Source organism: Algoriphagus aquaeductus (genome assembly GCF_003253485.1).
GTDB classification, from domain to species: Bacteria; Bacteroidota; Bacteroidia; order Cytophagales; family Cyclobacteriaceae; genus Algoriphagus; species Algoriphagus aquaeductus.
This window is the reverse complement of the sequence record NZ_QKTX01000001.1, coordinates 331,248-343,480: the sequence shown is the minus strand read 5'-3', so window position 1 is coordinate 343,480 and position 12,233 is coordinate 331,248. Positions and strand designations below refer to the sequence as shown.

Annotated in this window: 8 protein-coding genes; 4 read left to right on the top strand and 4 right to left on the bottom strand. The window is 42.8% G+C overall.

Annotated features, from left to right (window positions below; genetic code table 11):
* Nucleotides 1-53: 53 nt before the first annotated feature.
* Nucleotides 54-2,471 carry a zinc-dependent metalloprotease gene (locus CLV31_RS01445; protein ID WP_111391090.1) on the top strand — a complete coding sequence of 806 codons (2,418 nt, stop codon included), beginning with the start codon at nt 54-56 and terminating at the stop codon, nt 2,469-2,471.
* 130 nt (nt 2,472-2,601) lie between these two features.
* Here the strand turns inward: CLV31_RS01445 and CLV31_RS01440 are convergent, their stop codons facing one another.
* From CLV31_RS01440 to CLV31_RS01425, 3 genes are all read right to left on the bottom strand, one after another.
* A complete protein-coding gene (locus CLV31_RS01440; RefSeq protein WP_146250848.1) occupies nt 2,602-3,168 on the bottom strand; it encodes a hypothetical protein in 567 nt (188 codons plus the stop codon).
* A 7-nt stretch (nt 3,169-3,175) separates the two neighbouring features.
* The gene (locus CLV31_RS01435; RefSeq protein ID WP_146250847.1) at nt 3,176-3,616 is read right to left on the bottom strand and encodes a hypothetical protein; all 441 of its coding nucleotides are present in this window, start codon (nt 3,614-3,616) and stop codon (nt 3,176-3,178) included.
* A 444-nt stretch (nt 3,617-4,060) separates the two neighbouring features.
* Complete coding sequence (locus CLV31_RS01425; RefSeq protein ID WP_111391086.1) at nt 4,061-4,714, bottom strand: hypothetical protein; 654 nt, start codon at nt 4,712-4,714, stop codon at nt 4,061-4,063.
* A 315-nt stretch (nt 4,715-5,029) separates the two neighbouring features.
* On the opposite strand from CLV31_RS01425, the gene CLV31_RS01420 reads away from it, so the two are divergent.
* From CLV31_RS01420 to CLV31_RS01410, 3 genes are all read left to right on the top strand, one after another.
* The gene (locus tag CLV31_RS01420; protein WP_111391263.1) at nt 5,030-7,063 is read left to right on the top strand and encodes a M3 family metallopeptidase; all 2,034 of its coding nucleotides are present in this window, start codon (nt 5,030-5,032) and stop codon (nt 7,061-7,063) included.
* A 220-nt stretch (nt 7,064-7,283) separates the two neighbouring features.
* Nucleotides 7,284-8,387 (top strand): AI-2E family transporter, encoded by a 1,104-nt coding sequence (locus CLV31_RS01415; protein WP_111391085.1) that lies wholly within the window; start codon nt 7,284-7,286, stop codon nt 8,385-8,387.
* Nucleotides 8,371-9,297: a tetratricopeptide repeat protein gene (locus tag CLV31_RS01410; protein ID WP_111391084.1), complete on the top strand. Its 927-nt coding sequence runs from the start codon at nt 8,371-8,373 to the stop codon at nt 9,295-9,297. The genes CLV31_RS01415 and CLV31_RS01410 overlap by 17 nt, the downstream gene beginning before the upstream one ends.
* On the opposite strand, the gene CLV31_RS01405 is transcribed toward CLV31_RS01410, so the two are convergent.
* Complete coding sequence (locus CLV31_RS01405; RefSeq protein ID WP_111391083.1) at nt 9,285-12,215, bottom strand: ATP-binding protein; 2,931 nt, start codon at nt 12,213-12,215, stop codon at nt 9,285-9,287. The two genes, CLV31_RS01410 and CLV31_RS01405, sit on opposite strands and share 13 nt — an antisense overlap.
* Nucleotides 12,216-12,233: the final 18 nt, after the last annotated feature.

The window sequence follows — 12,233 nt, the reverse complement described above, 5'->3', positions numbered from 1 at the left end:
ATTAGAAGACTTGCGAAATTCCATCTGACCATTAAAAATCAAATTATTAACAGATGAAAAACACACTACTCATCCTTGTTTTCTTGAGTTTTTGGCTGCCATGCGGTCTCATTCAAGCCCAGGATTTTTCGAAAATGACCAAAAAAGAAGGTTTTATTCCGTTTTACCTCGATGAGGAAAAGGGAAAAATCTACTTGGAAATATCTCAATTGGATCAGGAATTCCTCTATGTCAATTCTCTGACAGCCGGGGTTGGCTCCAATGATATTGGTCTAGATCGCGGACAGCTCGGGGATACCCGTGTTGTAGAATTCCGAAGAACAGGAAATAAAATCCTGATGGTTCACAAAAACTACGGATATAGAGCCTACACAGACAATGAATACGAAGCCCGATCCATTCGGGATGCTTTTGCAGAATCTGCTTTGTGGGGGTTTGAGATCATCAAATCAGAAGAGGGCAAACACTTCGTTGAAGCAACCAATTTTGTTCTTCAAGACGCACATGGTGTGGGCGAAACGCTCAGCAGGTCTCGGCAAGGCAGCTTTAGGGTAGATGCGAGCAGGTCCGGACTCTACCTGCCTACTACTAAAAACTTCCCTAAAAACACAGAAGTGGAAGCCACCATCACCCTGACCGGAACTGGCGCAGGAGGTTATCTTCGCTCAGTCACTCCCACACCGGAAGCAGTCACGGTCAGGATGAGACATTCTTTCATAGAGCTCCCCGAACTCTATGCCAAACGGGTATTTGATCCAAGAGCGGGATATTTCTTCATCAGTTACCAAGACTACACCACACCGATTGATGAGCCGCTGGTCAAAAGGTTTATTTCCAGACACCGTTTGGAGAAAAAAGATCCTAATGCAGCTGTTTCGGAAGTAGTAGAGCCGATCGTATACTATTTGGATCGAGGAACTCCCGAGCCGGTAGCTTCTGCTTTGATAGAAGGCGGAAACTGGTGGGCACAGGCCTTTGAAGCCGCAGGTTTTAAAAATGCATTTCGAGTGGAGCTAGCACCGGAAGGATTGGACCTTATGGACGTCCGATACAATGTGATTCAATGGGTCCATCGCTCCACAAGAGGCTGGTCCTACGGCTCCAGCGTCAGAGACCCCCGGACGGGAGAAATCCTCAAAGGACATGTTTCCCTAGGTTCCTTACGGGTACGCCAAGACTACCTGATCGCCCAAGGACTGCTCCAGCCCTTCGAAGAGGGAAAGCCTGCTGACTCCAGAATGATGGAGATGGCACTTAATCGCCTGAAGCAACTGTCTGCGCATGAGATTGGTCATACCATAGGTTTGGCTCATAGTTATGCTACTTCGGCTAATGAACGCTCTTCTGTGATGGATTATCCTCATCCGGTGATAACACAAGATGAAAAGGGAAATTTGGATTTTAGCAATGCCTATGATCTGAAAATCGGTGAATGGGATAAATGGGCGATCACCTATGGATACGGGACTCCGGCTCCGGGTCAAAGTGAAGAAGCATTTTTGGAAAAAACACTTCAGGATACCTACCAAGCCGGATTCGAATTTATTACCGATTCAGATTCAAGAAATCCGAGTGGTGCTCATCCCCGATCACATCTTTGGGACAATGGCCCCTCAGCTTCAGAAGAACTGCTACGATTACTCAAACTTCGGGAAAACCGCATGAAGTCTTTTGGCCTCAATGCCATCAAAACCGGAGAACCTCAGGCTATTTTGGAGGAAGTATTCGTACCGCTTTACCTCATGCACCGCTATCAACTTGAGGCCACCAGCAAGCTCATCGGTGGGGTCGATTATACCTATAAAGTAAAGGGGGACAACCAGCCTCAACAAAAGTGGGTTCCTGCAAAAGACCAAAATGACGCACTGAATGCCTTATTAATGACTATTTCTCCTTCACAATTGGAGGTTCCTAATTCTATTTTAGCCTTGATTCCACCACGCCCTTACGGATATGGAAGAAACCGTGAAACCTTCCCTTCTCGAACAGGTCCGGTATTTGATCCCATAGCACCCGCAGAAAATGTAGTGGATGCATGCTTTTCCTTTCTTTTTGAATCGGGAAGAGTAAACCGGATATACCTTCAAAACCTCCAGGACAATTCACTTCCCAGCTTGGAAAATGTGCTTTCCAAAATCAGCGCACAGGTATATTCCAACACTATTCCAAGCGGTTTGCAAAGTGAAATCAAGCTGATGACTGAGGCAAAATACGTGGATTACCTGATCGGACTTTCCAAAAACGCCAATGCCTCTCAAACAGTAAGGGCCATCGTCCGAAAGCACCTCAATCAACTTTCAAAAAGCCCTGTCGGAACCAATGCTGTGGTTCAAGCCCATCGGGAATACCTCAATCAAAAAATCACTGCATACCTACAGCTTCCTGAAGAACTCACTCCACAGCAAACCTTGAGCATTCCGGATGGGGCGCCGATCGGAATGGAAGAGATGAGTTGTGATTTTGATCATTGATAAAGAACACCAAATAGATTGCAGCTAAATAAAAGAGGCTGTCTCCTGATTCTCCTTTTGGTTTCCTGACACTTAGAGTTCAAGTGCTGAGAAGGACCGGAGGGATAGTTAGAGGCAGCCTCTTTCTTGTTTAATCTGGAGTGACTGAATTTCTCATTAGGATCGCTCTTTGATTTATGTAAGGATAATGTCCTCGGAGATTTTCCGGATTAGCTAGGATTTCAAACGTATTTCCCACTGCGGTAGAAGCCAAAAGACCTGCGGCAGAACCAATAAAACCTCCAAGCATGGGGGTAAATCCAGAGGAATATTTTTGAAGAGTACCGACTATAGACCCTCCAATAATACCTGTGGAAAATCCAGTGAGATAAGACTTTGCCAAGTTATAGTTTCTTTTCAAATGGATCTTGTCAATCTGTTCGGCTGAAAATCCTCTTACTTCCGAAGGAAATTGCGGGTCTCTCCAAAACTTATGGCCTGCCAATTTGATATAAACCGAGTCTGCGGTGACTTTAAACAGAAGTCCATTAATCGTTATGCCATTGATAAAGTAAACCTTCGCTTCGGATGGTTTTGGATTATAGATGAATTGGGGATTTTCCTGAGCATTTACAGATATAGAAAACCCAATGATCAATAGCACCATGCAAATACTCCTGCGGATAGAGTGGAGATAAGTAAGGTTCATTCGTTTCATTTTTCCGTTATGGGTTTGGTGAAATCACTTCGTAAAACCTGGGCTTGACACTGGAATACCGAGTCACTTCTTGGAGCTTTCGATGATGCAGGATCAGATTTTCCTTTTTTCCGTTGATTGGAATTTTGTCCCATTCGGCTGATCCAACCCCTGCTCCGATCATCACTCCAAATACAACCGGGATAGCCACTACTGACAATACGCCGCCTATGGTTGCTCCACCTCCCACCAAAATCATGGAGGCTAGAGAACTTCCCCAAACTGACCCTACAATCAAGCCCGACTTTGCGCCATGACTAGCTCTTCCTTCCTTTTGGACTTTTATCAATTGGATGGATTCTGCTTCAATCCTCCTTAGGCTCGACTTTTTTGAAGAAGAGGTGTCCTCTATCCAAACCGAGTCTTGGGTAACTCGGTGCAGAACTCCTTTTACAAAAGATCCATTCATTAGATAAACGGAGGATTTGAATGTGAGAGGGTTAAGATACTCTTCCGGGTAATTACCCTGGGCTCTCACAAGGGTAACTGTCATCCATACCCACAGAATCAGAAAGACAAGTCGCGTTTTTTTCATTGGATTATAGTTTTATGTTTTGTGATTGTCCGCAATTGCACCACCAGCCAAATTCTCTTTGTTTAATGGGTCGGAAGACCGATGGCCAAAGACCGAAGGATTCTTGATTTCCACCTTTTTGAGAAATTTCTTAAGCTAGCTAAGTTTACTGGTATGAAAGCGGATATACAGATTACAGTTAAAGTGATTTTTTCTCTTCAAGACCTTCTTAATGAAAAAACCATTCTCTTTTTTTTGCCTGCTCAAATCAGGTGGAAATTCTCTTTCTGATTCGCCAAGTCCAGAATGATGTTTTTTAGAATCTTTTCGACCACTTGGTCATTTTGGTTTGGGTTCGGCTGATATCAAGCTCCAATAAGCTTGTTTCTCCAATTCCGGAACCAGGGCAAGGTATTTTTCCCTGGAGCCTTCGATTTTTTCCTCAATGGAATTTTTGTCTCCCATAATACCTCCTATCAAAGCTCCCAATCCAGTCATTACCAGTGTTTTTACCATGACCACTCCAGCATCTCTGGGCTCATCTATTACCATGTCATAAGTCGAACCAGGTATACAAAGAATAAAGCAAAGCCCATTGGATGTCCTCTGAACTGTATAAGGATCTGGATTTTCCGTAGTCGCAAATCCAACAGCCAATCCCGAAACCAATCCGATAGCTGCCCCGGAAATCAGTCCCTTTTTAATTGCTCCTCTTGGAGTCGTTTTCAATTCTAAAATTTCTGAATAATGCAGCTTAAGTGTCGGTATAGTGGGGAGATAATGGCTTCTGTTTTTGTATTCCAGATTGACAAACTCCAAAGAATCCTCCGAAACCTTCCATAACAGGCCTTTTCCCAAAACCGCTCCATTCATCAATGAAATCCAAACCAAGGATCCGTTTTTTTCATAACGATAGCGTTTCTCGGACTCTTGAGCCAAGCCGAAAAAGGATATGCCGAGAAAGAATAGCAGAAACACCAGGTTCTTTTTCATAGGAAATTGAGAATAAAGAAGACAATCATCAATTAAGTCATTTAGGTACTTTTTGGAATGGATGAACAATGAAGAAGAAAGACTGGTGGACTAAGTGTATTCAATCTTCCATCAAGACTACTTCTTTGAGAAAGCTACACAGGATTGGAGTCAATCACTTGCCAAGAATTCCTTTAGAGAAAATTGAAATTTGCAGGAAATACTATTCCAGCATCTTTCTCAAGAAAAAAATGCACAGTTGGCCACCGCCTCGGAATCTGTCGAAACAAAAATGGTAAATTCGCCTTTGATTCAAATTTGACCTTTTCACTGAAAATGACCAACCCACTTCTTTCTGATTTCACTACCCCATTTGATACCGCTCCTTTTCACCTGATCAAACCAGAACATTTCCTACCCGCAGTCAAAGGTGCTATCACCGAAGCCAAACAGGAAATTGAAAATATCAAATCTCAACCCTTACCCTCTTTTGAAAATACCATCGAAGCTTTGGACAGAGGGGGAAAACGTTTGGGCATCATCTCGGCGATTTTTTTTAATCTAAATTCGGCAGAAACGAATGATGAAATTCAAAAGCTAGCGAGAGAGATTTCTCCTCTCCTAACGGAGCATTCCAATGATATTCTGCTCGACCAAGAGCTTTTCAAGCGGGTGGCACAGGTATTCGCTGCAAAAAACAGCCTCCATCTCACTCCCGAACAAAGCACCTTACTGGAAAAAACCTATAAGTCGTTTGTCAGAAATGGAGCCAAATTGGATCCCAAGGAAGCCGAAACCCTGAGGAAAATCGATCAGGAATTGGCTCAATTGAGTCTGAAGTTTGGTGAACATGTGTTGGCTGAAACCAATCGGTTTGTTCATTTTGTATCCAAAGAAGAGGACATCGTAGGCCTTCCGGAGGGAATCAAAGAAGCAGCAGCACAAACAGCAGAAGAAAAAGGCCAGCCCGGTCAGTGGGCTTTCACGCTGGATTACCCCTCCTATATCCCTGCAATGACCTATGCTCAGAACAGGGAACTGAGAAAGACTCTTTTTTTGGCATTCAACACTAAAGCGGCCAAGGGAGATGAATTGGATAACCAGGAAATCATTCTACAAATCCTAAAACTTCGAGATCAACGGGCCAAACTTTTGGGATTCGAAAGTCACTCTGCTTTTGTCTTGGAAGAGCGGATGGCCAAAGATCCCAAAACAGTGATGGAGTTTTTGGAATCGCTTTTAGAAAAAGCCAAACCCAAAGCCTTGGAGGATGTTCGTGAGGTAGCTGAGTTTGCCAAAAAAACAGATGGTTTGGTAGATCTGGAAAAATGGGATTTCGCCTATTATTCAGAGCTTTTGAAAAAAGAAAAGTATGCCTTGGATGACGAGCTACTCCGTCCTTATTTCCAACTGGAGCATGTGATTGAGGGGGTATTCACCACGGCATCCAAACTTTTTGGCCTAAATTTTCAACCCAGTTCCGACATTCCGGTCTACCATCCGGATGTCACTGCCTATGAAGTGTACCATCAGTCCGGTGAATTTGTCGCAGTATTTTATGCTGACTTTTTCCCGAGATCCGGGAAAAGAAATGGCGCCTGGATGACTTCCTACAAGGGTCAATTTAGGGAAGGAAAAATCGATCATAGGCCTCATATCTCCATCGTCTGCAACTTCACCAAACCCACGAAGACCAAACCAAGCCTATTGACCTTCAATGAGGTCACGACACTTTTTCATGAATTTGGACACGCTTTGCATGGTATGCTGGCTAAAGGAAATTATGAAAGCCTATCAGGAACAAGCGTCTTCTGGGATTTTGTGGAGCTCCCATCCCAGATATTTGAGAACTGGTGCTATGAAAAAGAATGCCTGGACCTGTTTGCCAAACATTATCAAACAGGAGAACCCATTCCTGCTGAATTGATCGAAAAAATAAAAAATGCGGCAAACTTTCAGCAAGGCTATATGACCGTCAGGCAAATCAGCTTTGGACTGTTGGATATGGCTTATCACAGCAGCAATCCGGATCAGATCACTGGGATCAAAGAATTTGAATCGGAAATATTAAAAAAGACTGATCTCCTTCCAAGAGTAAAAGGTACGATGGTCAGTACAAGTTTCTCCCATATTTTCCAGGGGGGATATTCTTCGGGTTATTATAGTTACAAATGGGCAGAGGTACTGGATGCCGATGCTTTTGAGCTGTTTCTAGAAAAGGGGGTGTTCGACCCAGAGACCGCCAAGTCCTTTGAAAAGAACATCCTTTCTGCTGGAGGAAGTGAACATCCGTCCATTTTGTACCGAAGATTTAGAGGGAGAGATCCCAAGCCGGAGGCCTTATTGAAGCGAAGTGGCCTGCTGAAGTAATTTGATTTTGGATTTTGAAAGTTTAACTTTTAAAATCTTTTGATGGAGATCCCAAAAGATATCGGCAGGAAAAAATCGCACTAGAGTTAGTGATAAATGACCGAAACCAGATGGTTTCGGTCATCAAAAATACCTCTGAAAACAGGTCTTCAATTCCCCTGTCAAGGAGAATTTGGCTTGGATAGAATTGGAAATCATCCTCAACTTTTAATTAGCTCTTATGGAAAATAGATTGTTCAAAATCCCTTCCTACCTAAAAGCACTGACCGTGATGGTCTTTATCATCGTCTTGGTCTTTTTTCTGATAGTGGGAAAAGGCTTGTTGGTACCCCTGTTTATGGGAGGATTCTTTGCCATTCTGTTCACTCCATTGAGCAATTTTTTGGAAAAGTATCGAATTCCCAGAACTGTGACCTGTGTCCTATCTTTACTCCTGATGATCACGATGGTAGCAGGTCTGATCAGTTTCATTGTCGGCAACATGGTCAGCTTTACCAAGGATTTCACCAATGTGTCCGACCGCCTGATCGCAGTTGCCAACGAGTTGGACCTGTGGATGTCAGAAAATCTGGGCATCAATGAAAATCTCGCTGAAAAGATCGACTCTGATGTTTTTCTAAACCTGGTCAATCAAAACAGCAGCAGTATTTCCACCTTTGCTCTCAATGCTATTGGATCCATGTCGGGGTTGGTGTTGATTCCGATTTTTATGTTTTTTTTCCTGCTTTACAGGGATCACCTAACCCAGATGATGGTTGAGATCTATCGGGACAAAGATCCCGCACTTGTCAAAATAAGAATTGGCAGTTTGAGGAAGTTAATTCAAAACTACATCACCGGAGTGGGCAAAGTGATGGTCATTTTAGCCATTCTGAATATCATTGCCTATTTGATCATCGGGGTGAAACATGCTGTATTTTTCGGAGTATTGGGTGCGGTGCTCAACATCATCCCTTATATCGGTCCATTGATTGGGGTTACCTTGCCTGTGATTTATTCTTTTCTGACGATGGATAGCCTGATTTATCCGGTTTTGATCTTGGGTGCCTATCAGGTCATTCAACTCCTGGAAAGTAATTTTCTGACTCCAAAAATCGTGGGCGGCAATGTAAATCTAAATGCCTTCATCACCTTTTTGGGTTTATTGATCGGAGGATCGATCTGGGGTGTGGCCGGAATGATTTTGGTCATCCCAACCTTGGCAATTTTGAGGGAAATATTTGATTTGTCCGAAACCACCAAACCTTTTGCCTTACTTTTGGGTGAAGAGAAGGAAGAGGAAAAAGAACCCGAGATTAAAACTGAAGATGAACCTACGAATTAGTATTCTCCTGATAGCCCTTTGGATAGTTGGCTGTGACAGTCTGGAAGATAAAAAGGGCAGATTTTTATTAAAAGGAAATGAAAAGCTGGAGGAAAATGATCCCAAGTCTGCCATCGGTTTTTACCAAGAAGCAATCCGGATTGACTCCCTGTATGCGGATGCTTATTTCAACAAGGCCATGGCTCATCTGCGCCTCAATCAGCTGGAGGAAGCCATTCTCGATCTGAGCAAATCCATCCAAATCCGACCTGATTATTTTGAGGCGATTTTTCAGCGGGGAATTACCTATCTGGACAATGGGGAGTTTTACAAAGCCAGAGAAGATGCCAACCGATTAGTGGGTTTGAATGCAGAGGACTGGAAATCACACTTCTTAAGCGGACTTGTTTTTGAAAAGCTAAGGAATTTCCCCGAAGCCTTGGCTGCATTTGAGAAGGCGTCAAACCTAGCGCCTCAAAACTCTGACCTACTAGTCAATACCGCAACAATTCTATTCTATCAAAAGCAATTTGACCAGGCAAAAATCAAACTGGAAGAAGCAGAAAAAATAAATCCCTCCGAACCCAATCTTCACAACCTTCGGTCCATGATTCTTTTTGAAGAAAAAGAATACCAAGAAGCATTGAATTCGGTAGAAAAAGCGCTTAGTCTTGATAATCGGCAACCTTATTTCTATAACAATAAAGGGCTTTATCTTTTATTTCTAGACCAGACCGAAGAGGCTCTGAATTGGATCAATCAAAGTATCCAAATGGATTCCAAGAATCCTTTTGCCTTACGAAACAAGGGAATTTACTATGTCATGACCGGGGACAAAGTGTCCGCCTTATCTTACCTTTCGGATTTAGCGAAAAATTATCCGGATATGGAGTTGGTTCAGGAGTATTATCAAAAAGCTCAGGCTTTGTAATTCTTTTCGGAAATCACTTCCTTGATTTTCTTCAAAAGTTCTGCTGCATCGATAGGTTTGGCGACAAATCCCTCAAAACCACATTCATCAATTTTCTCCATGATTTCCAGTTTGGCCGCAGCTGTCAAGGCGATTATCGGAGTGTCTGAGAATTGTTTGATCGCTAAAGTAGCTTCAAATCCATCCATCTCGGGCATTTGAATATCCATTAAAACACAATCATAAGTCCCTGTCTTCATGGCTTCGACTGCCTCGAGTCCATTTTCGACTCTTTCATAGGTATAGCCCCATTTCTTGATGATTTTACCCAAAACCAAGGCATTCACTTCATTGTCTTCAGCCATCAATAAGTGGAGCTTGTCAAATGCAAGCGGTTTTCTCTTGTTGTCCTGAGTTGGAACAAGTTCTTCTTCGGCTCGCTCAAACTCCAAATCAAAATAGAATCGACTTCCAGTGCCCACAGCAGATTCAAGGGCGATTTTTCCTCCCATCAAATTCAACAACTTGCGGGTAATGGAAAGCCCCAAGCCAGTACCACCATATTTGGTACTAAACGTAGGTCTCACTTGATCGAAATCATTGAAGATTTTCTCCTGATTTTCCGGAGCGATTCCGATGCCGGTATCTTTCACTTCAAAGTAGACCCTAACCTTGTTTCTTATTTGTCCCTGCAGCTCCACTTTCACATCCACATTTCCTTCATGGGTAAACTTCAAAGCATTGGTAATCAGATTATTCAATACCTGAGAAAGGCGGGTTTTATCTCCCTTGACCGCAATATCCAATCCTTCGGATAAATGAAGGTTAAGCTTGTTTTTGCTGTCTGCTGCATGAAAAGAAAGTCCTTTGATGATCTGATCAAGTAGTCCTTTAAGCTGAAACGGATTGTTTTCGATGGTCAGTTTTCCCGCTTCGATTTTCTGGAAATCCAACAGATCATTGATCATAATGATCAGATTATCCACCGCAAAGTTGATGGTATTCAAAGCAGACTTCTGAGAATCTGTCGGGTTTTCATGGAATAGGGAATACACTGATCCTGAAATCGCATTTAAAGGCGTCCTCAATTCATGACTGATCATGGAAAGGAATTCAGACTTGATTTGATTGGCTTTTTCAGCGGCTAGTCGCGCTTCGTCGAGTTTGGATTCAAACTCCTTCTGCTTGGTGATATCGGTCAGATAACCATACCAAACCATGTCGCCGTTTTCGAGAGACTGTGGTCGGGCTGCTCCCAATACCCAACGATAAGGTGCGTCTTTCTCGCCCGACTTCACCCGGAATTGGCATTGCCAAGGTTCCATTTTTTTAGCTGAAGCGACTGAAGACATGATCACAGTCGGCAAATCCTGCGGATGGACTTTAGCTATGGCCGCAGAAATATCGGTGAATTGATGGATTTCTTCCTGGCTGATTCCTAGTACTCCATTGATTCCTTTGGAAAGGAAAGAGAAATTCATCTGGCCCTCGGAGTTCAATACCAATTGATAAAGCCCCCCGGGAACCTGCTCGGTGAGATTCATCAAAAAATCACTGCTTTCCTCTATTGTTTTTTCGAGGCTGATCTGATCAGTAATATTTCTAAAAGAAAGCAACACATATTCTACTCCATCAATTTTCATCCTTTTAGCGGCCACCTCTAAGGTGAGCGAAGGCTTTTCTTCCCCGATCAACGAAGTAGAAAATCTTGAAGTATGGGTAGTTCCTTTGGAACTGGATATCCAGTCTGACCAAAGATTTTCTTCCTCAAAAAAGATATTCAGGTCACTGAGGTGATTGATTCTGGAGTCAGATTCGATACCAAATAAGTGATAGGCTTCTTTGTTCATCGAACTAATAGCCCCTTGCTCATCCACGACCATTAATGCTTCAGGACTTTCGTTCCAAATACCTTTCTGGATCAAAACTTCCCTTTCTAGAAGTTCCTTGGCTGAATTATCCCAAAATACACCCCATAGAGCAGATGGATTGGACTTTGGGAAAAAGACTATTACCTCTATTCTTTTACCTGAAATCAACTGGAAATCGCCCCGGTAAATACCCTTGGTAACCGAATTAGAATCCAAACTATTCAGGTAACCTACCAGTTGATTTTTCACTTGACCCCGTTGAGGTTCACTCACCAGGAACTTTTGGTAAAAAAGCTCTTCGGCCTGGATTGAGTCAAACTCTTGTGATGTTTTTGAAAACTTCCACGAAAGCGAATTTGCCAAGGCAGGAAGTTGATCAAGTAAGGAGAAAAACTCCTGCTCATCCTCCTGAGCTTTTATTTTACCGGATACATCTCTTCCGATTACAAAGAATGATTCTTGAGTAAACTGAATCGAGCATTCCAAATACCGGTATTTTTCATCCTTTCCTTTGAACCGAAAGGTATGAAATGCGGGGTCCTGGGATTTGAGATGGGTTTTCCACAAGTTCTGAAGTGCATCAAGGTCCTCTTCATGGACAAATGGACATAGGCTTGTATGGAGAAGTTCGGAAGGCTCGAAGCCTAACACCGGCAAAACCATTGAATTCAAATACGTCAAATGGTCATGCTTGCCGATGGCAATTAAATCTAATTTGGAGGTAAAAAACTGATAGGCCTCTTTTTTACTCGGGAGCCCATGCGTTTTCACTTCTTTCCCTTTATAAAAAAGGAAATAATTGGAGCCACTATCCTGAGGCAATTCCAATCTGAAAGAATAATCTTTTTGATTGTGTGTAAGTACCAGTTCTTCTTTGAAGATGTAGGCGTTGATATCCAGGCCTAATCCTACCAGGTTTCTTTCCTGAAGATTTTCACCCAATTGCTCTTCGAAAGATTCATTCGCATAAAAAATGGAATAAGGATAGGTGTCATCAGCCAAAAAAACCATTTCCGATGACTCGTAAATGATTTTCTTAAACGTACTGTTTATACCCTTGTCCTGCATTGATGTGCTGTGTCTAGT